Annotated in this window: 28 protein-coding genes; 13 read left to right on the top strand and 15 right to left on the bottom strand. The window is 65.1% G+C overall.

Translation table 11 applies throughout. The annotated features are described in order from the left end of the window. Positions 1 to 205: 205 nt before the first annotated feature. Positions 206 to 1,447 (bottom strand): MFS transporter, encoded by a 1,242-nt coding sequence (locus R4P47_RS04005; RefSeq protein ID WP_317532321.1) that lies wholly within the window; start codon positions 1,445 to 1,447, stop codon positions 206 to 208. 81 nt (positions 1,448 to 1,528) lie between these two features. Here R4P47_RS04005 and R4P47_RS04000 point away from each other — a divergent pair, with 81 nt between their 5' ends. Next, a complete protein-coding gene (locus R4P47_RS04000) occupies positions 1,529 to 2,218 on the top strand; it encodes a FadR/GntR family transcriptional regulator (protein ID WP_317784099.1) in 690 nt (229 codons plus the stop codon). On the opposite strand, the gene R4P47_RS03995 is transcribed toward R4P47_RS04000, so the two are convergent. The 3 genes from R4P47_RS03995 to R4P47_RS03985 all read right to left on the bottom strand — a co-directional run bounded on the left by R4P47_RS03995 (position 2,208) and on the right by R4P47_RS03985 (position 5,364). Further along, on the bottom strand, positions 2,208 to 3,062 hold the full coding sequence (locus R4P47_RS03995; protein ID WP_283347029.1) for a TIGR02569 family protein: 855 nt from the start codon (positions 3,060 to 3,062) through the stop codon (positions 2,208 to 2,210). The two genes, R4P47_RS04000 and R4P47_RS03995, sit on opposite strands and share 11 nt — an antisense overlap. A 58-nt stretch (positions 3,063 to 3,120) precedes the next feature. Next, the gene (gene moeZ / locus R4P47_RS03990) at positions 3,121 to 4,287 is read right to left on the bottom strand and encodes an adenylyltransferase/sulfurtransferase MoeZ (protein ID WP_317784098.1); all 1,167 of its coding nucleotides are present in this window, start codon (positions 4,285 to 4,287) and stop codon (positions 3,121 to 3,123) included. Positions 4,288 to 4,380: 93 nt separating this feature from the next. After that, positions 4,381 to 5,364, bottom strand: a complete 984-nt coding sequence (locus tag R4P47_RS03985; protein ID WP_094642481.1) for a DUF3152 domain-containing protein — start codon at positions 5,362 to 5,364, stop codon at positions 4,381 to 4,383. A 396-nt stretch (positions 5,365 to 5,760) separates the two neighbouring features. On the opposite strand from R4P47_RS03985, the gene R4P47_RS03980 reads away from it, so the two are divergent. Then, positions 5,761 to 6,414, top strand: coding sequence for a TetR/AcrR family transcriptional regulator (locus R4P47_RS03980; protein WP_068046045.1), 654 nt, complete (start codon positions 5,761 to 5,763; stop codon positions 6,412 to 6,414). Between the two features lie 73 nt (positions 6,415 to 6,487). On the opposite strand, the gene R4P47_RS03975 is transcribed toward R4P47_RS03980, so the two are convergent. After that, a complete protein-coding gene (locus tag R4P47_RS03975; RefSeq protein ID WP_068046048.1) occupies positions 6,488 to 6,715 on the bottom strand; it encodes a DUF3107 domain-containing protein in 228 nt (75 codons plus the stop codon). Between the two features lie 106 nt (positions 6,716 to 6,821). Continuing rightward, positions 6,822 to 7,553: a ferritin-like fold-containing protein gene (locus tag R4P47_RS03970; protein WP_317784097.1), complete on the bottom strand. Its 732-nt coding sequence runs from the start codon at positions 7,551 to 7,553 to the stop codon at positions 6,822 to 6,824. 475 nt (positions 7,554 to 8,028) lie between these two features. Between R4P47_RS03970 and R4P47_RS03965 the strand changes: the two genes are divergently transcribed. Then, positions 8,029 to 9,513, top strand: a complete 1,485-nt coding sequence (locus R4P47_RS03965) for a DEAD/DEAH box helicase (RefSeq protein WP_317784096.1) — start codon at positions 8,029 to 8,031, stop codon at positions 9,511 to 9,513. Between the two features lie 9 nt (positions 9,514 to 9,522). After that, entirely contained in the window at positions 9,523 to 10,767 is a 1,245-nt protein-coding gene (locus tag R4P47_RS03960) for a hypothetical protein (protein ID WP_317784095.1), read from the top strand. Positions 10,768 to 10,788: 21 nt separating this feature from the next. Here the strand turns inward: R4P47_RS03960 and R4P47_RS03955 are convergent, their stop codons facing one another. Then, entirely contained in the window at positions 10,789 to 11,583 is a 795-nt protein-coding gene (locus R4P47_RS03955; RefSeq protein WP_317784094.1) for an AAA family ATPase, read from the bottom strand. Positions 11,584 to 11,642: 59 nt separating this feature from the next. After that, positions 11,643 to 13,109: a DHA2 family efflux MFS transporter permease subunit gene (locus R4P47_RS03950; protein WP_317784093.1), complete on the bottom strand. Its 1,467-nt coding sequence runs from the start codon at positions 13,107 to 13,109 to the stop codon at positions 11,643 to 11,645. A 181-nt stretch (positions 13,110 to 13,290) separates the two neighbouring features. On the opposite strand from R4P47_RS03950, the gene R4P47_RS03945 reads away from it, so the two are divergent. Beyond that, a complete protein-coding gene (locus R4P47_RS03945; RefSeq protein WP_317784092.1) occupies positions 13,291 to 13,932 on the top strand; it encodes an acid phosphatase in 642 nt (213 codons plus the stop codon). Next, positions 13,929 to 14,405, top strand: coding sequence for a GNAT family N-acetyltransferase (locus tag R4P47_RS03940; protein WP_149405465.1), 477 nt, complete (start codon positions 13,929 to 13,931; stop codon positions 14,403 to 14,405). The genes R4P47_RS03945 and R4P47_RS03940 overlap by 4 nt, the downstream gene beginning before the upstream one ends. A 10-nt stretch (positions 14,406 to 14,415) precedes the next feature. Here the strand turns inward: R4P47_RS03940 and R4P47_RS03935 are convergent, their stop codons facing one another. Further along, a complete protein-coding gene (locus R4P47_RS03935; protein ID WP_149405464.1) occupies positions 14,416 to 14,844 on the bottom strand; it encodes a hypothetical protein in 429 nt (142 codons plus the stop codon). Between the two features lie 187 nt (positions 14,845 to 15,031). Here R4P47_RS03935 and R4P47_RS03930 point away from each other — a divergent pair, with 187 nt between their 5' ends. Together R4P47_RS03930 and R4P47_RS03925 are read left to right on the top strand one after the other, a co-directional pair. Further along, positions 15,032 to 15,985: a diacylglycerol/lipid kinase family protein gene (locus R4P47_RS03930; RefSeq protein WP_068045641.1), complete on the top strand. Its 954-nt coding sequence runs from the start codon at positions 15,032 to 15,034 to the stop codon at positions 15,983 to 15,985. A gap of 265 nt (positions 15,986 to 16,250) precedes the next feature. Continuing rightward, a complete protein-coding gene (locus tag R4P47_RS03925) occupies positions 16,251 to 16,505 on the top strand; it encodes a WhiB family transcriptional regulator (protein WP_032366305.1) in 255 nt (84 codons plus the stop codon). 130 nt (positions 16,506 to 16,635) lie between these two features. Here the strand turns inward: R4P47_RS03925 and R4P47_RS03920 are convergent, their stop codons facing one another. Together R4P47_RS03920 and R4P47_RS03915 are read right to left on the bottom strand one after the other, a co-directional pair. Further along, positions 16,636 to 18,114 (bottom strand): sensor histidine kinase, encoded by a 1,479-nt coding sequence (locus R4P47_RS03920; protein WP_068045643.1) that lies wholly within the window; start codon positions 18,112 to 18,114, stop codon positions 16,636 to 16,638. Between the two features lie 21 nt (positions 18,115 to 18,135). Continuing rightward, entirely contained in the window at positions 18,136 to 18,351 is a 216-nt protein-coding gene (locus tag R4P47_RS03915) for a biotin/lipoyl-binding carrier protein (protein WP_008717734.1), read from the bottom strand. 119 nt (positions 18,352 to 18,470) lie between these two features. On the opposite strand from R4P47_RS03915, the gene R4P47_RS25080 reads away from it, so the two are divergent. Further along, the gene (locus tag R4P47_RS25080) at positions 18,471 to 18,545 is read left to right on the top strand and encodes a 50S ribosomal protein bL37 (RefSeq protein ID WP_370878772.1); all 75 of its coding nucleotides are present in this window, start codon (positions 18,471 to 18,473) and stop codon (positions 18,543 to 18,545) included. Positions 18,546 to 18,618: 73 nt separating this feature from the next. On the opposite strand, the gene rsrA is transcribed toward R4P47_RS25080, so the two are convergent. Both rsrA and R4P47_RS03905 read right to left on the bottom strand, forming a co-directional pair. After that, complete coding sequence (rsrA, locus tag R4P47_RS03910; protein ID WP_262498294.1) at positions 18,619 to 18,927, bottom strand: mycothiol system anti-sigma-R factor; 309 nt, start codon at positions 18,925 to 18,927, stop codon at positions 18,619 to 18,621. After that, the gene (locus tag R4P47_RS03905; protein ID WP_094642309.1) at positions 18,924 to 19,706 is read right to left on the bottom strand and encodes a sigma-70 family RNA polymerase sigma factor; all 783 of its coding nucleotides are present in this window, start codon (positions 19,704 to 19,706) and stop codon (positions 18,924 to 18,926) included. Before R4P47_RS03905 ends, rsrA begins: the two co-directional genes overlap by 4 nt. A gap of 90 nt (positions 19,707 to 19,796) precedes the next feature. Here R4P47_RS03905 and ybaK point away from each other — a divergent pair, with 90 nt between their 5' ends. From ybaK to rsgA, 3 genes are read left to right on the top strand one after another with little or no spacing between them, the layout of a single operon-like run. Then, positions 19,797 to 20,288, top strand: a complete 492-nt coding sequence (gene ybaK, locus R4P47_RS03900; RefSeq protein ID WP_149405463.1) for a Cys-tRNA(Pro) deacylase — start codon at positions 19,797 to 19,799, stop codon at positions 20,286 to 20,288. 6 nt (positions 20,289 to 20,294) lie between these two features. Next, positions 20,295 to 21,611, top strand: coding sequence for a 3-phosphoshikimate 1-carboxyvinyltransferase (gene aroA / locus R4P47_RS03895; protein ID WP_317784091.1), 1,317 nt, complete (start codon positions 20,295 to 20,297; stop codon positions 21,609 to 21,611). Then, positions 21,563 to 22,597, top strand: coding sequence for a ribosome small subunit-dependent GTPase A (gene rsgA, locus R4P47_RS03890; protein ID WP_317784090.1), 1,035 nt, complete (start codon positions 21,563 to 21,565; stop codon positions 22,595 to 22,597). The genes aroA and rsgA overlap by 49 nt, the downstream gene beginning before the upstream one ends. On the opposite strand, the gene R4P47_RS03885 is transcribed toward rsgA, so the two are convergent. After that, on the bottom strand, positions 22,521 to 23,675 hold the full coding sequence (locus R4P47_RS03885; RefSeq protein WP_317784089.1) for a Brp/Blh family beta-carotene 15,15'-dioxygenase: 1,155 nt from the start codon (positions 23,673 to 23,675) through the stop codon (positions 22,521 to 22,523). The genes rsgA and R4P47_RS03885 overlap by 77 nt on opposite strands. A gap of 9 nt (positions 23,676 to 23,684) precedes the next feature. Next, positions 23,685 to 24,479 carry a bacteriorhodopsin-like gene (locus R4P47_RS03880; RefSeq protein WP_223145633.1) on the bottom strand — a complete coding sequence of 265 codons (795 nt, stop codon included), beginning with the start codon at positions 24,477 to 24,479 and terminating at the stop codon, positions 23,685 to 23,687. A gap of 208 nt (positions 24,480 to 24,687) precedes the next feature. Between R4P47_RS03880 and R4P47_RS03875 the strand changes: the two genes are divergently transcribed. Beyond that, positions 24,688 to 25,257 carry a TetR/AcrR family transcriptional regulator gene (locus R4P47_RS03875; RefSeq protein WP_149405458.1) on the top strand — a complete coding sequence of 190 codons (570 nt, stop codon included), beginning with the start codon at positions 24,688 to 24,690 and terminating at the stop codon, positions 25,255 to 25,257. Positions 25,258 to 25,324: the final 67 nt, after the last annotated feature.

The raw sequence follows: 25,324 nt of genomic DNA, 5'->3' as shown, positions 1-25,324 counted from the left end.
GTGGAACAGTCGCCGTGGTGGCTGAGCCGGCATCTGCCGAAGCGCTGCGAGAAAGGCTGGTCACGTGTGGCCTCCTGATCGGTGTGTGAACCGAACATAGGAAAGCCATGTTGCCGCGGCGCTGCGCGCGATGACTCGTTGATTAACTTGGTCTCACGTGCCGTCGAGCACCGACGTGAGCTGAAGCGTCAACGTGCACCGAACGTCACCAGGTGTCTTCGAGCATCCTCGGTCGGCAGCACAGGAATCCTCCGACCAGCAGAACCGCCACACATCCGGTCAACAGAACCAACGGGAGTCCCCAGCCCCCGGACTCGGTGTGCAGCAGCCCGAACAGAATCGGACCGGTCGAGGACACCACGTAACCCAGCCCCTGGGTGAATCCCGAGAGTGAGGACGAGCCAACGGCCGTGCGCGTCCTGAGGTTGATCAGCGTCAGTGACATCGGGAACGTCATCGTGCCCAGCCCGACCAGGCACACCCACGCGACCGTACCGGCAGTCGGAGACCAGTGCAGGCCCGCGAACCCGCCGAGGTAGCACGCCGCGGCAACCATCACGATGCCGTACGGATTGCGCACGCGCGCACAGAGCGTCGGCGCGGCCAGCGACGTGATCAGTCCCATCGCGCCGAACGCCGCCACCGACGCACCGGCCAAGCCTTCTCCGATCCCCGCATCGATCAGGAGCGTCGGCAACCAGGTGAGCATGGAGTAGGTGATCAGGGAAGTCATTGCGAACATCATCACCATCCCCCACGCCAGCGAGGACCGGTGGATTCGGCCGCTCGGCGATGCGTGGACCGACGCCGACCCGGCTTCACCCGAGACGTCCTTCTCGTCGCGGCCGCGTCGGGCGATGACCACACCGAGCCACGGCAGCGCGGCGGCCAGGCCGACGACGGCCCAGATCCCGATGGAGATGCGCCAACCGTGCGCGTCGGCGACGGGGACGGCCAGCAACGGCGGAACCATGGTGCTGACCTGCATGGCGCAGATGTAGATGGTGCTGACGACGGCGAGTCGCTCGGAGAAATACCGCTTGACCAACGGCGGGATGACGACGTTTCCGATGCCCATGCCCGCAAGAGCGATCGCGGACAGCGCGAGCAGAGACGCGGTGTTCGGCGCGAACGCACGAGTGGCCATACCGATCGTGGTCAGCGCCATCGCCAGCAGAGCTGCCCGCTCCAGGCCGGTGCGCTTGGCGAGAAACGGGGTGGCCAGGCCGAAAACGGCGAACATCGCCGGAGGCAACATGCCGACGATGCCGATGACGGTGGTGCCGAACTGGAGGTCGGTGCCGATTCTGCCGAACAGCGGGCTGATCGAGGTGACGGCGGCGCGCAGAGTCAACGCGGACACGACGATCGCGGAGAAGACGAGTACTCGACCACGCACGAGCGAGGTGCCGACGAGGCGGGTATCGGGGGCGGTGGGCGCACTCACCGCGTAATCATAGGATGACCGGATCATCGGGTGCAAAGCATTACTATCGACGCTGCAACGTCCACGGCATGAGGAGTCCACGTGCGGCAGGTCCAGCGATCGAGCCTGATCTCCCAGGTCACCGCTCAGCTGCGCGAAGAGATCACGTCGCAGCGATGGCCGGTGGGTACCCGCATCCCCACCGAACCCGAACTGTGCGAGATGACCGGCACCGGGCGCAACACCGTGCGCGAGGCCGTGCAGGCACTCGTGCACGCCGGCATGGTCGAACGCAGGCAGGGTTCGGGCACCTTCGTCATGACGTGCTCCGATCTCGGCGGAACCCTGGGAAAGTATTTCTCGGACGCCCGGCACCGCGATGTCACCGAGCTACGCGAAACCTTGGAAGTCACTGCGGCGGCTCTTGCGGCCGACCGGCGCGACGACGCCGACATCCGTGCCATGCTCGGCGCGCTGGCCGATCGCAACGCGGCGTGGTCCGACGAGACTCCGCTGGCCGATGCAGTTCGGATCGACGCACGCCTGCACCGCGCCATCGTCGCGGCCAGCCACAACGCCATCTATCTGGAGTTCTACGATTCGCTGCTGCCGGTGATCCACGACGCCATGCGCCACCATGCCATCGAGCACGACGACGATTACATCGACGAACACACGGCGCTCGTGGGGGCGGTGATCGCGGGTGACGCGGCCCGCGCGATGCAGGCCGCTCGATCACTGTTCCATGAACTCTCCGAATCACCGGCTCGCACAGCGGAAGTCACAGAATGAGGCGTACAAGATCTGCCGTTCGCGCCAAGCCGGGGAACGCCTCGGACGTCGAACGGGGATGAAGCGCATGCACTGCGAGACGAAACATCAACGCGCGCAGCAACATCTGCGGCCATTCCGGTAGATCGTCCCAGCGGTTGACCAGACCGTCGTCCGCGTCACCCCAGGAAAGGGCGTCCACCACGGCCACCCCGGCAGCCCAGGGCGCAGGGCGCCAGTACGGGGTGATGTCGCTGATCCCTGGTGCCTCGCTACCCGAGAACAAGACCGTTCCGAACAGATCACCGTGCACCAACTGGTCCGGTGACTCGACGGGCTTGCGTAGTGTCGCAAGCTGTTTGACCAATTCCAGGCTGCTCTTGCCGTCACTGGACGACGGCTCGGGTGCGCCGGCACCACGAGCAGAGCGCAGCGGGACCGCTTCCCATGCAGCTCTGTCGGCGGCGACGAACACGTCCACATCGGCCCACGGGGCCACGGGGGGCTGAACCAGAAATCGCGGTCGCTCGAGTTGCGCGGTCGCCGCGTGCAACCGCATCGACAACGAGATCACCTCGTCGTGACGAGGCTCCGGTTCGCCGGCAACGAAGGTGTCTGCGCGCCAGCCCGACACGACGTATCGGCCGTCGGTCGACCGAACCGGTCGGGCGAGCCGGACCCCGTCCACGGTCAGCGTCTCGCGCACTTTGGCCGACCATGCGGCGCGGGCATGGTCTGCCACCGGGGACAGGACGACATCGCCCAGACGCCATCCACCGTCCCAGTCCGCACCGAGAGGTGCAGGCTCGACATCGCGCAGCCCGAACGTAGAGATCACGTGCTGAGGAGGTTCGACAGAGCTCACGAGCGCCACGCTACCGCCGATCGCGGTGCCGCTGCGGACGACGCGCACACGCGACACATCAGTACATGGGCAAACCAGGATCGATCTGCTCGGCCCACTCCACTATTCCGCCGTGCAGATGGGCGGCGTCCGAGAAACCGGCTGCCACGAGGGCGGAGAGCACCTCGGCGGACCTGATGCCGGTTTTGCAGTAGAGCACGATGGGGATGTGCTGCGGGAGATCCGACATCGCCGCCCCCGACAGGATTCGACCCTTGGGAATCGAGCGCGCACCGTCGATGCGGACGATGTCCCACTCCACCGGCTCACGCACGTCGATGAGGGCGATCTCGCGACCGGACTGCATCATTGCGTGCAGCTCCGCCGGAGTGACCGATTCGCCGGTGGAGTCGGCGGCCGGCACCACTCCGCAGAATGCCTCGTAATCGATCAGCTCGGTGATCGGCGTTCGGGACGGGTCACGAGTCAGACCGACGGTTCGATAGCTCATCGCCAGTGCGTCGTAGATCATCAACCGACCCAGCAACGTCTCGCCGATTCCGGTGATCAGCTTGATCGCCTCGGTGACCATGATCGACCCGATCGACGCGCACAGCACCCCCAGCACCCCACCCTCTGCACACGAGGGCACCATGCCGGGCGGTGGAGCCTCGGGATACAGGTCGCGATAGTTGATACCTGCGTCGCCGGGGGCTCGATCCCAGAACACCGACACCTGCCCCTCGAACCGGTAGATCGAACCCCATACATAAGGGATTCCGACCAGCGCGGCCGCGTCGTTGACGAGGTATCGGGTGGCGAAGTTGTCGGTCCCGTCGAGCACGAGATCGTACTGCCGAAAGAGCTCGAGCGCGTTCGACGAGTCGAGTCGAACACGGTGCAGCGTCACCTCGACGCCGTCGTTGAGTTCGAGAATCGAGTCTCTCGCGCTGTCGGCCTTCGGGCGACCCACGTCGGACCGGCCGTGGATGATCTGCCGTTGCAGGTTCGAAAGTTCGACGTCGTCGAATTCCACGATGCCCAGAGTCCCGACACCGGCGGCCGCGAGGTACAGCAGTGCGGGTGAGCCCAATCCCCCGGCACCGACGACGAGCACGCGGGCGTTGCGCAGTCGCTTCTGACCGTCGGTTCCCACACTGGGAATGATCAGGTGCCGGCTGTACCGGGCGACGTCCTCGGGCGACAGTTCGCCTGCGGGTTCGACCAGCGGGGGTAGGTGGACCACGACGCAGCGACGCTCCTCGACTCGACACGGCGGCCGGTGACCCGGCGCGACACGTTCGAATCTAATCCCCCGGCCTGTCGGAAACCCAGCCGATCAGCCTCGCGGGTAGGGCCATGGATTGAATCGGCAGGTCTTGCCGTCCATCGGAACGACGCCCGCTGGGTCCAGTCGCGCGATGTCGTCGTTGTTCGTTCCGAATGTCTGCTGCATCATCACCGGAGCGAGCCCACCGTCGGTCTCGCACGGTTGGTGCTGCTGGTAGCCGATCGCGTGGCCGACCTCGTGATTGATCTGGTACTGGCGATACGAGCCGATGTCGCCCTGGAACGAGATCGCCCCACGCACCCACCTCGGCTCGTTGAGCACCACTCGCTCGATGCCGGGGTTGTAGCAGGAGACCTCGAGCTGAATGTCGTAACCGCAGGCCTGCCGGATCGACATCTGCGACGTCAGCGAGATCCTGAAGTCGGGATCGCCCTGATCGATGCGACGGAATCCGAACCGTGGATCGTTGGTCCAACTCTTGGGGTTGGCAAGGGTCTGATCCACCAATCGGCCGAACGACTCGTCGCCGCCGAACCCGACCGTGTCCACGCCGTCCTCGACCTCGACCGTGTAGGTGAACACCCGCTCGGTCCCCTGCCCCACCTGCTCCGTTGTCCCCGGCACGGTGTGCCACGTTCCGGCCCCCTCCACCGCGAACGGACCACCGTCGGGCAGTTCACCCGACGATATCGACGCTGCGAAGTTACCGTCGGCCTGCGGCGGAACGCCGATGATTCCGGTGCCCGACGTCGTATCCGAACTCAAGGTGCCGAATCCAGGATCGGCGTTGGTCGACTGCGCTGCGGTGCCGGTGACGGGGTCACCGGTCCGCACGGCATCGAACACGACGAGCGCGGTCACCACGATCAGAATCGGCACCGCGTACGCCCGCCAGCCGTACGTGGACGCGAACTTTCCGAGCTTGCTCTGCTTCCTGATATCGCGATCCGGTCGACGACTGCGCAGCTTGACCTCGCGTTGCGTCGGATCCCACTGCGCGCGGAGCGGTTGATGCGACCCGCGACTGCCCACACTGCGTGGGAAATCGTCCGCGCGATCGTCGTAACCGTCGTCGACGCCGTCCGACTGCACACCACCGCGGATACGCGGCCCGCCTCGGTCAGTCACTCGAACACGATCTCACAATCCTCACCGCCCGCTGCTCGGCACGCCGATACCGGGAATGGAACTATCGGGTTTTCGGTACGAAAACATCGTACGAACAAACCGCTCGACATGTTCCGGTATCGCCCACTTTCCGCAACGGTCCCCCAGGATCCCGTGGGTGCCGGCCGCCACGAGTATCGTTGCCGGTGATCTGCGCTACGAGCGGTCCGAACCGACGGCCACCCGCCGGAAGTTCATGCCGGACCGTTCGTTGTCGAACCAAGACGAGCGCAGCTGTCGACGCGGATGGGAACATAATTGATGACAGATCTCGACGACCGGAGGTCTTCGGACCGGCCGGCCACCACCGGCAATCGGCGCGGCGCACGGCTGCCTCGCGATGCCCGTCGGGCGCAACTGCTCGCTGCGGCGAGCGAGATATTCGTGACCCGTGGGTACCACGCATCCGGAATGGACGAGATCGCCGAATGCGCGGGCGTCAGCAAGCCGGTCCTGTATCAGCACTTCCCCGGAAAACTCGAGCTCTATCTGGCGGTGCTGCAAAGTTACGTCGACACCCTGATCGCAGGAGTACGCCAGGCTCTGCGCTCGACCACGGACAACAAGCAACGAGTTCGTGCCGCGGTGCTGGCGTTCTACGACTTCGTCGACACCGACACACAGGGATTCCGCCTGGTCTTCGAATCCGATCTGATGGGCGACCCGCAGGTCAATGCACGCGTCGAGCAGGCAACCGAAGCGTGCGTCGACGCCGTCTTCGACCTCGTTGCCCACGATTCCGGACTCGATCCCTATCGAGCTCGCGTACTGGCCGTAGGCCTGGTCGGTGCCAGTCAGTTCACCGCTCGGTACTGGCTCGAAGCCGACCGGCCGATCTCGAAGGAAGACGCCGTCGACACCACGGTCTCGCTGGCCTGGGGCGGTCTGTCGCACGTTCCCCTGCAGGCACCGTAGCCTCGCAACCCGCAAACTAGACACGCCCCTCACTCGATGCGAGTGAGGGGCGTGTTCTGCGTTCCGAGCAGTCTCAGGCGGTCGCGAATCCGACCTTCCGAGAATCGGACGGACCGATCTCGACGTACGACACCTTGGAAGCCTGGATCAAGAACTTGCGTCCCTTCTCGTCCTCCAACGCCAGCACTCCGTCCTTACCGGCAAAGGCGGTCGATACGAGCGCTTCGACCTCGGCCGGGGACTGCGTGCTGTTCACGACGAGCTCACGGGAACTCTCCGAAACACCGATCTTGACCTCCACGGTCAACCTCCGAACTCTCGACAACTCTGCTCACGCCAGGCTAGTGCAGCGGCGTCGAGCCAGACGCCCGACGCCCTGTGCTGTCAGCGAACACAGTCCTGTGCGGTCAGTCGAGGCCGAGTGAGGACATCCGTTCCGCGTGTTGTTCCTGCATGCGATCGAACAGTGCGACGACACCGTTGAGGTCTCCCGATGCGGTGATGACGAGATCGGTCAGCGACTCACGGCGAGCGAGCACGAACTGCGCTTGGGTGATGGCCTCACCGAGCAGACGACGACCCCACAGCATCAATCGCGCCTTTTCCTGCGAGCTCGCACGAACCCGATCGGACACCTCGTGCACCACGAATTCCGAGTGCCCGGTCTCGGCCAGCACGTCGCGGACGATCTCGGCCACGTCGGGGGCGAGACTGTGCGCGATCTGCCGGTAGAAATCGGCCGCGATGCCCTCACCGACGTACGCCTTGACCAACGACTCCAACCACGTCGACGGCGTCGTCGACTCGTGGTACTCGTCCAGGGCGCGAACGAACGGGTCCATCGAGGCGTAGACGTCGAGACCACGATCGGACAAGGCTCTCTGCAACGTCTCGAAGTGACTCATCTCCGCAGCCGCCATGCTCGCGAGCGCGACGCGACCCTCCATCGACGGAGCCATTCGAGCGTCGTCCGCCAGGCGATAGAACGCGGAAATCTCGCCGTACGCGAGCACCGCGAACAGATCCGGAATACCGGGGTGATCGTGCGCGATAGCCGGCTCGACTCGATCCGACTCGGGCGACTCGACGACAGTGGTGGGTGAAACTGCGGACGACGGCTCCGACGAATGGGCTCCCATGGCTGGCAATCGTAGTCCGGTGCCCGACGCCTCGTCGCGGCGCGCGCTGGACCTATCGTGACCTGCCGACAATGGAGAATTCCGTTCGGCAAGCTACCATGGTGCTCGATCGTCACTCGCGGACCGATGAAACGGACCGAAGAAGCACACGACGGTCATCGATAATGTGTGCGCACCTGATCCGGGTCGCCTCGACAGCTTCGCCGCAGCGAACATCGCAGTTCGCGGCCGCGCTGAGGCTGACGGCGACATCACATCGGATCGAGGGCATCGACTTCGGCCGGCAATAGGCCTATGCCCTTCCTCGTGCGCACGTTCGACCACGAGGAAGGCCAGTCCCCTGAGCAAGATAGTCATCGACCAAGAATCCGACACCGGCGACACCACGCTGTCGGCGCAGCTGGACGACACGCACGTACCCCCCACGTTCGCCGAGCTGAACGTTGACCCCACCATCGTTCGCGCGCTCTCCGAGATGGGAATCGAGCGCACGTTCGCCATCCAGGAGTTGACGCTGCCGCTCGCCATCGCGGGCGACGACCTCATCGGTCAGGCACGCACCGGAATGGGCAAGACGTTCGGCTTCGGGGTGCCCCTGCTGCACCGACTCGCCACGGACAACTCCGGTACCTCCCCGCTCGACGGCACTCCCCGCGCCCTGGTGATCGTGCCGACCCGTGAACTGTGCGTTCAGGTCAGCTCCGACCTCGAGAACGCGTCCAAGTACCTCAGCGGCGCGAACGGCCCCGTCAAGGTGCTCTCCATCTACGGTGGCCGTCCGTACGAGGCGCAGATCAGCGCGTTGCAGAACGGCGTCGACGTCGTCGTCGGCACCCCGGGCCGACTGCTCGACCTCGCCAAGCAGAACCACCTGATCCTCGGCAAGGTCGGAGTCCTGGTCCTCGACGAGGCCGACGAGATGCTCGACCTCGGGTTCCTCCCCGACATCGAGCGCATCCTCGGCATGGTTCCCGACAAGCGTCAGACGATGCTGTTCTCGGCGACGATGCCCGGCCCCATCATCACTCTGGCCCGGACGTTCCTGACTCAGCCGACGCACATCCGCGCCGAAGAGGCGGAGTCCTCGGCCGTCCACGACCGCACCGCCCAGCACGTCTACCGGGCCCACGCCCTCGACAAGGTCGAGATGGTCGCCAAGGTTCTCAAGGCCGAGGGTCGCGGCGCGACCATGGTGTTCACCCGCACCAAGCGCACCGCCCAGAAGGTCGCCGACGAGCTGGCCGAGCGCGGATACTCGGTCGGTGCCGTGCACGGTGACCTCGGCCAGGTCCAGCGCGAGAAGGCCCTCAAGTCGTTCCGGACGGGCAAGATCGACGTTCTGGTGGCGACCGACGTCGCGGCCCGCGGTATCGACATCGACGACGTCACCCACGTCATCAACTACCAGTGCCCCGAGGACGAGAAGACCTACGTGCACCGCATCGGCCGCACCGGCCGTGCCGGGCGCACCGGCATCGCGGTCACCCTGGTCGACTGGGACGACATCCCCCGTTGGCAGCTGATCGACAAGGCGCTCGATCTCGGCATGCCGGATCCGGTCGAGACCTACTCGAGCTCGCCGCACCTGTTCACCGACCTCGGTATCGCCACCGACGCCACCGGCACGGTACGCAAGGCACCCTCGCGCGCCCCGGAGAAGGCGGACGACGGCGAGGCGACGGCAGCGCCTGCGGCCGACGCGTCTTCGGCTACCAAGCCGCGCCGCTCGCGCAGTCGGCGTCGCACCCGCGCAGGGCAGGACGGCGACAACACCGCCGCAACCAGCGTTGCGCAGAACGATTCCGCACCAACAACGAAATCGGTTGCCGAACAGTCGGATACGTCCGATGCGGCGTCCGCAGACACGGTCACCAAGACTGCGCCGCGCCGCCGCAGGCGTCGGCGCCCCAGTGGATCGTCCGCAGACGCCGGATCCTCGACTGCGAGCGCGTCGGAGTAATCTCCCGCCGTGCTGGCTCCAGAACGAAGGACGAGAACCGACCTCGTCGTCGCCGCCGTCATCGCGGTGGTGGTAGTGGTTGCCGCGAGCATCGCCTGGTTCACCGGTGACGCTCGCGGAACCACATCGATCCCCGCCGAGGAGCCGCTGGCTCAGGCCGAGCCCGCGCTCGCGGTGCCCACTGCGCTCACCGAACTGTGGCGTGCGCCGAGTGCAGCGACGGATTCGACGCGAACCCCGCTCCCTGTCGTCACCGGGTCCACGGTGGTGACGGCGGACGGGGGCTCCGTCCTCGGCCGCGATCCACGGTCAGGAGAGCAATCCTGGTCGTACTCGAGAGATCTCCCGCTCTGCTCGGTGGTCTCGTCGTGGAACACCGCGGTCGCGGTCTACCGCGACGATCGCGGTTGCTCTCAGGTGACGGAACTCGACGGGCCGACCGGAGAGCGCAAGGCACAACGCACTTCCGACGCCGACGATGCGGTCCGCCTGTCCTCCGACGGCACCTACGTGACGTCGAGGGGCGACACTCGCATGGAGCTGTGGCGGTCGGACATGGTGCGCACACTCGAATACGGTCGAGTCGATGCCCCGGTCAATCCGGGTAGTCAGCCGCGAACCGGGTGCACGCTGCTGTCCTCGGCGTCGACGAACTCGCGGACGGCTGTGCTCGAACAGTGCCCGGGAGAGACCGCTGCCCGATTGTCGCTGATGAATCCTGCACCCAAGGACGCCGGTAAGCCTGAGGAGTACGGGTCGACGGTGGTACCGGAACTCGTTCCCCGATCCGACGCACCCACTGCCGGGCAGATCATCGCGATCACGGGCAGCGTTGTCGCGCTGTACATTCCAGCGGAGAACGGCGCGCCCGACCGGGTAGGACTCTACGACGACGCGGCCGCGAAACTGTCCGAATTCACTCTCCCGGCCGGCTCCTCCCCTACCCCGAATCTTCCTGCGACGAAGGCAGGTTCGGCTCTCACCTGGTTCACCGGCACGGGGGTCCAGGCGTTCGATTCCAACAACCTGAGCCCTCTCTGGACCGTCCCCGGAGCCCTCGGAAGTGGAGCGGTCATGGCAGGCCGACTCCTGCTGCCGGTGCCCGACGGCATCTCGGTGGTCGATCTCTCCACCGGAGTCTCGACGGCCGACATTCCGGTCGACCGAGGCGATTACGACGGCCCGATACAGATGTCGGTGATCGGCGATGTGATCGTCGAGCAACGCGGTTCCGACGTGGTCGCTCTCGGCTGACCCGCCGGCACGGGCTTCGTTCTACTCCGCCGGATCGTATGTCTTCAGATCGGCTTTACCGTCCCAGTACGCCAGCAGATTCTCGGCAAGTTCTCGATAAGCCTGTGCGCCCTTGTTCTTTCGTCCCGAGATTACCGTCGCGCCCGAGGCACTGGCCTCGGCGAAGCGTACGGTCCGCGGAATCGGCGGTGCGAGAACCGGCAACGAGTAGCGGTCCGAGACGTCGCCGAGCACATCCCTGCTGTGCGTGGTGCGGGCGTCGAACAGTGTGGGAAGGGCACCGAGCAGCGTCAGATCGGGGTTGGTGATCTGCTGCACCTCGGACACCGTTCGCAACAACTGCCCGACCCCGCGATGAGCGAGGGTCTCGCACTGCAGGGGCACGAGCACCGACTGTGCGGCAGTGAGGCCGTTGAGGGTCAGCACCCCCAACGACGGCGGACAATCGATGACGACGACATCGAAGTCCTCGAGGATCGGCGCGAGTGCTCGCTTGAGCGCGAACTCGCGACCCGCGCGCATCAGCAGCAGGGCTTCCGCACCTGCGAGATCGATCGTCGCCGGAAGCAGAACGATTCCTTCCGCAGTCTCGATCAGCACGTCCTCGACCTTCGCATCCCCGGTCAGCACCTCGTGCACCGAGGAATCGAGCTTGTCGGGATTGTGTCCGAGGGAGAACGTCAGACAGCCCTGCGGGTCGAGGTCGACCACCAGGACTCGTCGATCGAGAGCATGCAGCGCAGCCGCGAGCGAAGCCACCGTGGTGGTCTTGGCGACGCCGCCCTTCTGATTCGCAACCGCGAGAATTGTCGTCACGGCCCTGATCCTTGCTTACATCGAGCCGATGAGCGAGGGTTCGGCATCTCTCGGGCGCGTCAGTGCAGCGAGATCGGTGCCGCGGACCGCTCGGTCACGTGCTTCGTCCGGGGCAGGAAGAAGGCGGGAACGAACGTGACGACGATCAGAACCAACGCGACCATGAAGGTGGTCCCGAAGGCCCTGGCCGAGATGTCGAAGGCCTCGACCTGGCTGGTTGCGGTCAGTGCGGGCTTCTGCTGAGCGGTCAGCACCACCGACATCAGTGCGGTACCTATCGACCCGGCCGCTTGCTGGACGATGTTCATCAACGTCGAGCCGCGCGCAACCGTCTCGTCGGTCAACGTCTGCAGCGCAGCCGTCATGATGGGCATCATCGTCGAACCGAGTCCGAGTCCCATGACGAACAATGCGCCGATGAGCACGGTGTACGAGGTGTCGGTGCCGACCCGAGTGAACACCGCCATCCCTGCGGTGATGAGCACCATCCCCACCAGCACGATCCTGCCGGGACCGAACTTGTCGGCGATCACTCCGGCGATCGGCATCGCGAGCATCGCACCGATGCCCTGGGGTGCGAGCAGCAGCCCGGCGGTCAGCGTCGTTTCGCCACGAAGCAGGAAATAGCTCGGGAACAGCAGACCCGCGCCCATGAAGGCCACCATGAAGAGCGTCGTGGTGATCACGGCCACGGTGAGCGACCTGTTCCGGAACAGCCGTAGATCGATCAGCGGATGCTGCACGCGCAGTGCATGGAACACGAACAGGACGATCAACACGAGCCCGACGATGACCGGGACCAGCACCTTCACCGCGAGAACGGTTTCGGTTTCGACCACCGAGGACGCGCCGTAGAGGAACAGTGCGAGGCCGGGCGAGAGCATCAGCATGCCGCGGAAATCGAAGGACTCGGACGGAGTCGGGTTGTCCTTGGGGAAGATCAGCACGGCCGCGATCAGAGCGAGGATGCCGATCGGCAGATTGATGAGGAAGATCCAGTGCCAACTCGCCGCCTCGATCAGCCAGCCTCCGAGGATCGGCCCCGCGATGGGCCCGATGAGCATCGGGACACCGAGCACGGCCATCACGCGCCCGATCCGCTCCGGGCCTGCGGCCCGAGTCATGATCGTCATGCCCAGTGGCATCAGCATGCCTCCGCCGAGGCCCTGCAGCACTCGAAAGACGATGAGCGAGGTGATGTCCCACGCGAAGCTGCACAGCACCGAACCGAGGACGAACAGCACCAGTGCCGTGATGTAGAGGCGCTTGGTTCCGAATCGATCGGCAGCCCACCCCGTCAGCGGTATGACGGTGGCCAGGGCAAGCGTGTAGCCCGTCATCGTCCACGCGGCATTGGCGTAAGTGGTCTCGAAGACGTCGGTGAAGGTCCGGAGCGCGACGCTGACGACGGTGACGTCGAGTATCGACATGATGGCCCCGAGCACGACGACCCCGGCGATCTTCAGCAACGCGCCGTCGAGCTTCTCCGGAGAATCAGGCGACACGGGCTTCTGCAGGTCGGTCATGGTTCTCCAAGTCGATGAGAAGGAGCTGTGCGGCACGACGGACAGAGCTGCGTCGCCCATGGCCGTGACGATTCGGAACGAGAGTAACCGGCCGGTAGGTCTGTACTCAATCGACAAATCGGACACATCCGCAGGTCGACTACGACAAGGGCCACATCGCGAGGGCAGGCATGATCGTTCCATGACCACACACGGCGGCGTCGAGGCAGGCAGAGTCGTTCTACTCCGGCACGGCGAGACCGAATGGGCGCTTGCCGGCAAGCACACCGGTAACACCGATGTCCCCCTCACCAGCGTCGGCGAGCAACAGGCCGTCGAGGCCGGATCGCTGCTCCGATTACTGAACCTGCGCGATCCTCTGGTGATCACGAGCCCGCGAGAGCGCGCACGTCGAACCGCCGAGCTCGCAGGCCTGGAGGTCGATCGGACGTGGGATGCGTTGTCGGAGTGGGACTACGGAGACTACGAAGGCATCACGTCGACGCAGATCCACGAAACTGTGCCGCACTGGACCGTCTGGACGCATCCATGTCCGGGTGGTGAGTCCATCGGCGACATCGCCGTGCGCGTCGACATGGTGCTCTCGGTCGTCCTGCCGCTGTTGAGCGGCCGCGACGTCGTGTTGGTCGGTCACGGCCACTTCTCGCGCGCACTGATCGCCGGCTGGACCGAGGCCCCCATCACCGAGGGCAAACGCTTCGCCCTCTCGCCCGCCGCGTACTCGTTGCTCGGCTTCGAGCATTCGTTCCGCCAGCTCGTCGCACACAACGTGCACCCGTCGATCCTCACCGCCGCCACGGCACCGAAAGGAAACCCAGGATGATTCGCCGCGCCACCGAGGCCGATGTTCCCGCCGTCACCGCTCTCGTGCACGAACTCGCCGCATACGAGAAGTCGTCCTCGCTGTGCACCGTTCGAGACGAGCAGCTTCGCTCCGCTCTGTTCGGAGCGCAGCCGTCGGTGTTCGCGCACGTCGCCGAGCACGAGGGGACGGTGGTGGGGTGCGCGCTGTGGTTCTTGAACTTCTCCACGTGGGACGGAGTCAACGGAATCTATCTGGAGGATCTCTACGTGCAACCCGCCGCGCGGGGAGAAGGCTTCGGAACTGCACTGCTTGCCGCGTTGGCCGCCGAATGCGTCGATCGGCAGTACACGCGGTTGGCCTGGTCGGTTCTGGACTGGAACACCCCGTCGATCGGCTTCTACCGATCGCTCGGGGCAGAGCCACAGGACGAGTGGACCACGTTCCGCCTGACCGAGGATGCATTGGTCGAGTTGGCCATCCAGGCGCGTTGAAGCGACTACGTCATCGGAAGTCGTCGTCGACGTCGCTGTATTCGGCGGCCATCCACCGAGAGGACGGCGGGCTGAACAGCAAGACGAGCACGCCGACGACCACGACTCCGAGGGCGACGCCGTAGACGGTCTGATGCGATCCGGTCAACAGCGACCACACGACGGGCAGCAGCAGTAGCTGTACGACGGTGGCGATGGATCGTCCCCAGCGTTTTCCGAGGACCAGGGCGACGCCTGCGGCTCCGACTCCGATGCCGAGGACACCGAACCACCCGGCGGTGCCGTACCCGTTGGCCACTGCGTTCTCCCCCTCTCCGGAGAACGCTCGGACGAGTAGGACTATCGCGGCCACCAACGACGCCACGCCCTGCGCTGCGACGAGCGCCCCGGCGGATCGAAACGTGGCCGGCGGGGTGAGGTTCTCGGGTGAGGTGGACACGCGACCAGCCTAGGCAACCGGGAGTGGAGCATGCGGAACGACCCAGGGGCGGGAGTGGAGCCTGCGGAACGACCCAGGGGCGGGAGTGGAGCCTGCGGAACGACCCAGGTGACCGGAGTGGAGCCTGCGGAACGACCCAGGTGACCGGAGTGGAGCGTGCGGAACGACCCGGTTAGTGTCATTGCTCGTGCGTGCGCTGCTGATCGTCAATCCCAATGCGACTTCTACGACTGCTGCGGCTCGGGATCTGTTGGCTCATGCATTGTCGAGTCGGGTGCGGGTGACGGTTGCGCAGACGACTCATCGTGATCATGCGTCGGAGCTGGCTCGGGGTGCCCGTGAGGACGGGATGGGTTTGGTGATCGTTCACGGTGGCGACGGGACGGTCAACGAGGTGATCAACGGTTTGCTCGGGGTGCCGTTGCCGACGTCGATGCAGGCGGTGACGATCGGTGCGATTCCGCCGATCGCGGTCGTTCCTGGCGGTAGTGCGAATGTGTTCGCTCGTTCGTTGGGTATCGAGGCGGATCCGGTGGCGGCGACGAATCAGTTGATCGGGCTGCTCGATGCACGGGCGCGGCGGACGATCGGGTTGGGGCATTGCGACAATCGCTGGTTCACTTTCAACGCGGGTATGGGTCTGGATGCCGATGTGTGTCGGGCGATCGATGCCGGCCGTAAGGACGGCAAGCCGGTGTCTGCGACGCGGTATCTGCGGTCGGCTGTGCAGGAGTTCTTCAAGCACAAGCGGCAGCCGGCTCGGTTGACGGTGGAGGTTCCGGGTCGGGATCCGTTCGAGGGAGTCCACTATGCGTTCGTGTCGAATTCGAGTCCGTGGACTTATTTGAACCAGAGGCCGGTGCACACCAATCCGGGTACCGGTTTCGATTCGGGTCTCGGAGTGTTCGGCATGCGCTCGACTGCGTTGTTCCCTACGTTGCGGGTCTCTCGCCAGCTGCTTGCCAAAGGTGCAGAACCGAAGTCTCGCAAGCTGATTCGTATCGACGATGTACCGAGCGTCCGTATTTCCTCAGCAGAACCGGTCGGTTTGCAGATGGACGGCGACTACCTGGGCGAACGCACCGAGGCCGAGTTCTTCTCCACTCCCGACGCGCTGCAGGTGGTTGCGCCGAGCATGTGAGGGGCCGCGTGTGCCGAGTACCACTGAGGCGCAGAGCGCACTTTCTGTGAAATCACGAGCGAAATCTGTTCACTCGGGGTACAAAGGAGCGCAGAAGGCTAAAGCGAGCCTAACAGAGTGAGCTTGACCACGGTCACGCGCGTACCCCTTGACTTCACCTGAGTTCGTGAAAGCATTCACAAGCAACAGTGCGGAAACATTGGTTACCCACTCGTGAACAGAAGAGAAACGAAACGGCGCTTCGGCGCCCGGTAAGGAGCAGAGGATGGACTGGCGCCACAAGGCAATTTGTCGCGATGAAGATCCGGAACTATTTTTCCCGGTGGGAAACAGTGGTCCGGCGCTCGCGCAGATCGCCGATGCCAAAGTCGTCTGTACTCGGTGCCCCGTCACCGCTGAATGCCTGTCCTGGGCACTCGAATCCGGCCAGGACGCAGGAGTATGGGGCGCAATGAGTGAAGACGAGCGCCGTGCACTCAAGCGACGCAACGCACGTACGCGCGCACGCAGCTCCGTCTAGGACGCGAAACCAGCACACGCTCGAGGCCCGGTATCCGCTGTAGCGGATACCGGGCTTTCTGCGTTCCACGGGCCTCCAGGGTCCCTCTGGCGGTCGACGAGCCCGTTACGCACTGTTCACCGAACGTGCATCAGGGCCTGGGCACACGCCGTCCCAGAGGAACCCTCAGCATCGCGTCGGTTCCCCCACCCGCCGCGGGATGCAGACCCAGCGATCCGTTCAGCTCCACCGAGACCAGAGTGCGCACGATCTGCAGCCCGAGGCCGTCCGAGCGTTCCAGCGAGAACCCGGTGGGCAAACCGCGCCCGTCGTCGTGGATGACAACATCCAGCCATTTCGCGGATCGGTCGGCTCCGATTCGGACGACACCGGCCGACCCGGCGTCGAATCCATGCTCCATCGCGTTCTGCACCAGCTCTGTGAGCACCATCACCAAGGGCGTCGCGCGTTCGGCCGAGAAGACTCCGAGTTTGCCCTCGCGCACCACTCGCACCCTCGGATTGACCGTGGCGATGTCCAGCATGATCGGCACCAATCGATCGACGATCTCGTCGAGGTCCACTTCCTCGTCCACCGACATCGACAGCATTTCGTGCACGAGTGCAATGGACGTGACTCGGCGGACCGACTCGGACAACGCCGTGCGCGCTTCCTCGTTCTCGAGTCGGCGCGACTGAAGTCGGAGCAGCGCCGCCACCGTCTGCAAGTTGTTCTTCACCCGATGGTGGATCTCCCGAATGGTCGCGTCCTTGCTGAGCAGAGCACGATCGCGGCGCTTGACCTCGGTGACGTCGCGGATCAACACGGCCGCCCCGGCAGACCTTCCGCGCGGCTGCAGGGCCAGCGTGCGCACGAGAACGGTGGCACCGCGGGCATCGACCTCCATCCGGTGTCCCACGTTGCCGTTGAGCGACGACCTGATGTGATCGGCCACTTCCTGCGAGTCGAAAGGGTCGGTGACCAGCGACCGCGTGACCGACGCCAGATCCCGGCCGGACAGCTCGGTCGTCAATCCCATCCGGTGGTACGCCGAGAGGGCGTTGGGACTGGCGTAGTCCACCAGCCCCTCGGTGTCGACGCGAATGAATCCGTCGCCTGCGCGGGGGGACGAGTTCACATCGGTGCGCTCTTCGGGGGTGGGAAACGTGCCTTCGCTGATCATCAGACACAGGTCGTCGGCGCATTCTCGATACGCCACCTCGAGGGCACTCGGCGGTCGGAGCTGCGCGGGATTGGTATCGCGGGTCAGCACCGCGATGACGTGCTCTCCGCAGCGCACCGGAATGCTCTCGGTTCGCGTCACCACGCCTCCGTGCACGATCTTCCGCTGCTGCAGCGCGACCATCACATCGGGGTGCTCGGATTCGGATATCGTCGTTCCCACGATGTCGTGAGTGAAGACCGTGGGCGCGGTCGTCGGCCGGCACTGGGCCACACACAGTACGTCGGCAGTCCCACTGGACACGTCGTCCGTGCCGACCCACAGCAGCACATCGGCGAAAGACAGGTCGGCCAGCAGCTGCCACTCGCCTACGACGCGTTGGAGATGGTCCACCGCAACACCGGGGAGGTCGGTGTGCTCGGCCAGAAGGTCACTGAGGGTCGACACGAGATCTCACGTGATCGTTGCTCAGGACACGACGGCGATGAGGTCGCCCTGCTGAATGACGTCGCCCACCGCGACGTCCACCGACGTGACCGTCCCTGCGGTCTCGGCCAGCACAGGAATTTCCATCTTCATCGATTCCAGTATCACGAGGGTGTCACCGACCTCGACGGCATCGCCTCGGGCCACGACCACCTGAAACACAGTGGACACCATTTCCGCGCGAACGTCCTCGGACATCGGCGAACCCCTCTCTCACGTCACCACGAACTGCGCTGGACACCCACACGAGACCAGGCCCGTCACAGTAAGCCAATCACACGTGGGAGACTGTAGTGAACAAACGAGAGGAGCCCATCATGGGAAAGCGTGGACGTAAGAAACGTGCTCGTAAGGGCAACAAGGCCAACCACGGCAAACGTCCGAACAGCTGACGGTTTGCCACAAGCCGCGAGGGGCCGAGAAGCATGTGCTTCTCGGCCCCTCGTCGGTTGTTCGGCCCTGCGGTTATTCGGAGTCCGTCTGACGTATCAGCACTGTTCGTCGAATCTCGACACTGAGTCGTTCGCGTAGTCCGGCCGGAGCCTGATCTCCCCCGCACTTACGCGAGATGAGCCGCTTCACCTTCTCTTCGATGCCGTAGGCCTCGAAGCACGACCCGCACTCGTCGATGTGCTTCTGCAGACGGGATCGACTGGCCTCGTCGCACTCGTTGTCGAGCATGACCCATACGTCCGCGATCACCGCGGAGCAGTCGAGACGCTCGAACTGTGCGTCGCCGTCGTTCCCGCTATCGATCTTTCCGGTGCCCGTCACTGGACTACCTCCTGCTCGTGCCGGTCGACTGCGCCGTCCCGGTTGAAACCACGCTCGCGTGCAACCCCTGCCAGCAGGCCCCGCAGCTGCTTGCGTCCGCGGTGCAGACGCGACATCACCGTGCCGATGGGAGTGCCCATGATCTCGGCGATCTCCTTGTACGGGAACCCCTCGACGTCGGCGTAGTAGACAGCCATCCGAAACTCTTCGGGTAGAGACTGCAGCGCCGCCTTGATGTCGTCGTCCGGCAACGCGTCCAGAGCCTCGACCTCGGCGGAACGCAGCCCCGTCGACGTGTGTTCGGCGGTGGCGGCGAGCTGCCAGTCACTGATCTCGTCGGTCGGGTACTGAGCGGGCTGACGCTGCTTCTTGCGGTAGGAGTTGATGTAGGTGTTGGTGAGAATTCGGTACAGCCACGCCTTGAGGTTCGTGCCCTCACGGAACGACCGGAAAGCCGAGTAGGCCTTCACGAACGTCTCCTGAACCAGATCCTCGGCGTCGGCGGGGTTGCGCGTCATACGCAGAGCTGCGCCGTAGAGCTGATCGAGCATCGGCAGCGCGTCGCGCTCGAAGCGCTCGGTCAACTGCGCCTCGGTCTCGGCAGCTCTGCGCTCCGCGATCGCCTTCTCGTCGTCCACGTCAGCGACGGGATTGCTGGCTTCTGTCACGCTGATCCCTTCGATAGCTTCCACCGCCCAGGCTACCGCGCCCGAAGTCGACTTCTGCGAAGAGATCACCCCCTTCAGCGCGAGGGGACGTCCCGCGGTCAGCACTGCCATTCGTCATTCCTTCCACCTGCATTCGTATCTGTTGTTGCACAACACGGCGTCGTGCCGCCGTGTTCCCGCCCGATCGCTAGAGTCCCGTGAATGGCTGCGTCCACACCTGCTCTCGCGCTGCTCACCGCACGAAAGGTGGCGCACACCGTGCATTCGTATGACCACGACGCACGGGCGCAGTCCTACGGCGAGGAGGCGGCACAGATACTCGTCGAACGACTCGGCGTTCGGCCCGAACAGGTCTTCAAGACTCTCGTCGTCGAACGAGCGGATCGCTCGCTGGCGGTGGCGATCGTCCCGGTGACGACGACGCTCTCGCTCAAGGCCGCGGCCGCCGCGCTGTCCACCAGAAAGATCACGATGGCCGACAGGACTGCCGCCGAGCGCTCCTCCGGGTACGTCTTCGGCGGTATCTCACCTCTCGGCCAACGCAGATCCCTGCCCACCGCGATCGACGTTTCGGCCCTCGGTTTCGAGACGATTCTGTGCAGTGGAGGTCGGCGCGGACTCGAGATCGAACTCGCACCGGCCGATCTCGTCCGGCTCACAGCCGCTACATCCGCGCCCATCGCCGCGCGCTGATCCCGAATGAGAGAAGATGGACGGGTGAGCAATTGGACAGCCCCCGCCGCCGTCGCACCCATCGACGCGACAGTCACTCTGCCCGGATCGAAGTCGATCACCAATCGCGCACTGATCATCGCCTCGCTCGCCACCGGCTCGTCGACGATCACCGGTGCCCTGCGCAGCCGTGACACCGATCTCATGATCGACGCCCTGACAACCTTGGGCATCGATATCGAGGCCGCGGAGGACGACAGGACGTCGTTGCGGGTGACTCCGGCACCGCTGCGCGGAGGAGCCGTCGACTGCGGGCTGGCAGGTACCGTCATGCGCTTCGTGCCACCCCTGGCTGCGCTCGCCGCAGGCGAAGTGTCGTTCGACGGCGACGAGCAGGCACGTATCCGACCGCTCGACACGATCCTCGACGCTCTGCGCGCGGTGGGGGCCGAGATCGACGGCAGCGCGCTGCCGTTCACGATGCGTGGCACCGGTTCGCTGCGCGGCGGATCGGTCGAGATCGACGCCTCGGGCTCTTCGCAGTTCGTCTCCGGTCTGATGCTCTCCGCTGCGGCCTTCGACGAGGGAATCGAAATCCACCACATCGGCAAGCCCGTTCCGTCGATGCCGCACATCGACATGACCGTGGAGATGTTGCGGCGTGCGGGCGTCCGAGTCGATACCCCCGAGTCCGGTGGTGACGCGAACACCTGGCGGGTGCACCCAGGCCCGGTCGCGCCGATCGACTGGACCATCGAGCCGGACCTGTCCAACGCCACCCCCTTCCTCGCTGCAGCGGTGGTGACGAAAGGCAGAGTGCGCGTGCCGAATTGGCCCGAATCGACCACTCAGCCCGGCGACGCATTCCGCGAGATACTCACCCTGATGGGCGCTCGAGTCGACCTGACCGCAGGCATCCTGACCGTCGAGGGCCCGGATACGTTGCGCGGCATCGATTTCGATCTCCACGATATCGGCGAACTGACCCCAACGGTCGCGGCGCTCGCCGCATTGGCCGAGGGGCCGTCGATTCTGCGTGGCATCGCCCATCTGCGTGGCCACGAGACCGACCGACTCGCTGCACTGACAACCGAGATCGTCCGACTCGGCGGACGCGCCGTCGAGACCGACGACGGCATCCGAATCGATCCGGCACCGCTGCACGCAGGCGTCTGGCACTCCTACGCCGACCACCGGATGGCGACGGCAGGCGCGATCGTCGGACTGCGGGTACCCGGGGTCGAGGTGGACGACATCGGCACCACCGCCAAGACGCTCCCCGGCTTCGAAACGCTATGGGACGCAATGCTGTCCGCATCGACACCGAGTGGGGTCGGCTCCTGACCGCGCGCCGGTACGACGAGTCCGACGTTCGGATCCGACCGGGCAAGAGTTCGCGACCACGGACCAAGACTCGACCCGAACACAACGACGCAGAAGCAGGCATGGTCGTGTCCGTCGACCGCGGCCGATGGGGATGCGTGCTCGACGGTGACCCGGAACGGCCGGTCGTGACGATGCGCGCCCGCGAGCTGGGCCGAACTCCGATCGTGGTCGGAGACGAGGTCGGTATCGTCGGAGATCTGTCGGGCAAGGTCGACACTCTGGCTCGCATCGTGCGCGTGGCCGAGCGGCGGACGGTGTTGCGCCGCACCGCGGACGACACCGACCCGTTCGAGCGCGTCGTGGTGGCCAATGCCGACCGGCTGCTCATAGTCGCCGCGCTCGCCGACCCACCTCCTCGCACCGGCTTCGTCGAACGAGCACTCGTGGCGGCGTACGTCGGCGGACTCGAACCCGTTCTGTGCCTGACCAAGAGCGATCTGGCCGACCCCGAAGAATTCACCGCCGCCTTTGCCGATCTCGACGTACCGGTGGTGCTGGCGGGCCAGTCCGAGGACCTCACGGAGCTGACCTCGATGCTGACGAACTCGGTGACCGCGCTCATCGGACACTCGGGCGTCGGAAAGTCCACGCTCGTCAACCGGCTGGTGCCCGACGCCTATCGCGCCACGGGGGTGGTTTCGGGCGTCGGCAAGGGCCGCCACACCTCGACGCAGTCGGTGGCGCTACCGCTTCCCGGCGGCGGCTGGGTGGTGGACACTCCCGGGATCCGGTCGTTCGGACTGGCGCACATCTCCCCCGAGAACGTCGTCGCAGCGTTCTCCGACCTGGCCGACACGATCGAGAACTGCCCGCGTGGATGCACGCACCTCGGCCCGCCCGCCGATCCCGAGTGCGCGCTCGACACTCTCACCGGCGATGCTGCTCGACGTGTCGCCGCCGTGCGTCTGCTCCTCGAAGCCGTTCGAACGAACGACGCTTGGTAGCTATGGACAGGTAGGAACTCGGCAGCGGTCGAAGTCTGTGTCTGGACTCGGATGGTGACGGTGCCGCAGCCGGTCGTGCGCCGGGCCCGTGCACCTGCCGAGAGGGCACGGAATCGAGCCACCAGACCACCACCATGTGCGGCACGGTGAGCGCGAGCAGGAGGCGAAGCACCTCGGCCACCATCGTCGTCGGGTTCGGTGACGCAACGGTGAACCAGCCGAGGGCGAGCACCGCTGTCAACGCCGCCAGCGACGGCACTGCGGAAAGCCGAACCAGCCGCCAGGTCGCCGCGCGCCCCCGACCATCGCCGAGGAGTGCGGCGCAGCCGGGCTCTACCGTCAACAATCGCGCGGTGTGGCGCAGCGCGTGCCAGCAGCCGAACCACACTGCGAAGGCCACCAGCGGTGGCGCCGCCATCCCGAGGGCACCGATGAGTACGACATCGAGCGCCACGGTTCGATGCCCCGACCGCAGGACGGCGGCCACTGCGACGGACGCCGCAACGCACCACGTCGACACCAGTGCCATCTGAACCGGCGCAGCCGAAATGAGAACGGCCAACTCCGGCGAAACAGCTGTCGCCACTCGAAGGAGCTGATCGCCCGAACGCGCCAACGGCAACACCAGAGCACCGGAGCCCGCTACGACGATCGCAGCAGCCGGAATCCGTCGTAGCAGCCACCCGGTCAGCAACCGGGAGACCTCGAGTTCCCCCATTCCGAAATGCACCGCGCTGAACAGCACGGCCGCGACCAAGGCGATCGGACCGACCCACTCCAGCAGTGCCCATGCTGCGGCAGCCGCGCCCGCATAGACCGCGGCTACCGCCAGTAGCGGTGCACCCCCCGACAATCGCTTTGCCATCAGATGGTCGATCGCCCCGTGCGGGATCCCTGCGAGGAAAGCCACGCCCGCGACAACCAACGCCACCGGCGCGGTGATGGCGGGCAGCCCGATCAGGTGGCCGCTCGACATCACCACCGTCCCCACCACCAACCACCGCGACCATGTCGCAGCAGTCAGCAATGGGGCGGTGGTGCTTGTCGTCGAGTCGCCCGATTGTTCCGTGAGACTCACGATCGTGCGCTACGAGCCGTTCTTCCCGGCCGACGCGGGCCGAACTTCGAGCTCATTTTCCCGCGCCGCGAAATCGGGGTCATCGGCGAAGGACTTCAGGCGAGCGATCTTGTAGATCAACAGGCCGTACAGCACCTTGGCGAGGATGTCGGCGATCGAGTATCCAGCCTGCTTCGCAACCCATGCCGTGGCACCGGTGTCCGAGAAGTACAGCGGAATGATGTAAGCGATCGGGTATACACCCCAGGTGGCCAGCAGAAGAATCCTCATCCGACTGACGGTTTGGCGCACTGCCGGGGGCTGCCGGTCGAGCGAACGCGTCAGCTCTACGAAGAGCACGTAGAGGATGTACAGGAACGGGATGGTGGACAGCAATCCGAAGACGTTTCGAATGGTGTTGTCAGCACTGATCTCCCCCGGGTAACCCAGTGCGATCATCAGAGCAGACGCCGGAATCAGTCGGTAGAGCAACGAAGCCTGCAGCTTCTTGGCAAGTGCCAGAACGACGATGAGCTCGGTCAGCAGCAGCGGGACCGTGAGCAACCAGTCGACGTAGCGATACCCCTCGTTGAAGGACTCGCCCACCGCCTGAACGTACGTTCCGCGCCCACCCTGGGCGTCGGTGACGAACGCGGACTTGAAGGATTCGAAGATGCGGAAGTAGTGGTACGCAGCAATGCCACACACGATCGCAGAGATAACCAGGGCCTGGCGATACCGCGCAAGCACCCGCGGCTGAGCTGCGAGCAGAAACAGCGAACCGAACAGCTGCGCGGCGATGACCAGGGACAAAAAGTTGTACACCGTGTCGAACTGTGACTGAGTTAGTTCCTCGGGAATCATCTCTCACCTCTGAGCGCGTGATACTTACCGGACGAACTAACCGTACTGTACTGAACTATTAGTTCACTAGTGATTAATCGATCCAGAACTGGCCTTTCTGTACATCAGCTATTTTGGACGCTGCGGCGTATAGTCAGCCGCTTCACACGTGAGGCGAGGTGAAACACACATGACATCCGTACAGAAGCTCGAGCAGCTCACGGTGCCCGCCGAACCGCGGGTGGCCCGCACCCGAGCGGACGTCGCGCGTAGCGCTTTGGCGGTTCTCACCCAAGAGGGTTCGGACGCGTTGACCCACGCCCGAGTAGCCGAGATCGCCGGGTACTCCAAGACGACCCTGTACTCACATTGGCCTTCCAAAATCGACCTCGTGCTCGTCGCGCTCGATGCCCTGGGAGACATGCCTCACCACGAGGCCACCGGCGACCTGCGGAGCGACTTGATCGCCGAATTGAAATTGTTCCGCCACGCAGTGATCGAGCTGCGGCTCGATCGCGTGCTCATCGCCATGGCCCAGTGGGCGAGCGTCGAAACCGTGGGTCGACTGCGGGACGCCATCAACACCAATGCACAGCGTCCGGTCCGGCAGATGCTCGAAAAGTCCTTCCAAGGACCACGATTGGAAGCGGCCATCTCCATGCTCGCCGGCGTGGTCGCCTGCCCGTCGCTGATGTTCGACACCGTCCCGAGCGACGACGTCATCGAGGCGGCCGTGGACATGATCGTCCGCAGCGACTGACGGGCCTCCGCGCCGAAAGCCCGCGATCGGACGCAGGTCGACGACCACACCTTGCCGGCGATGATGT

Source organism: Rhodococcus sp. IEGM 1370 (genome assembly GCF_033142325.1).
Classification (GTDB): domain Bacteria; phylum Actinomycetota; class Actinomycetes; order Mycobacteriales; family Mycobacteriaceae; genus Rhodococcoides.
This window is presented reverse-complemented; position numbering and strand designations above follow the sequence as displayed.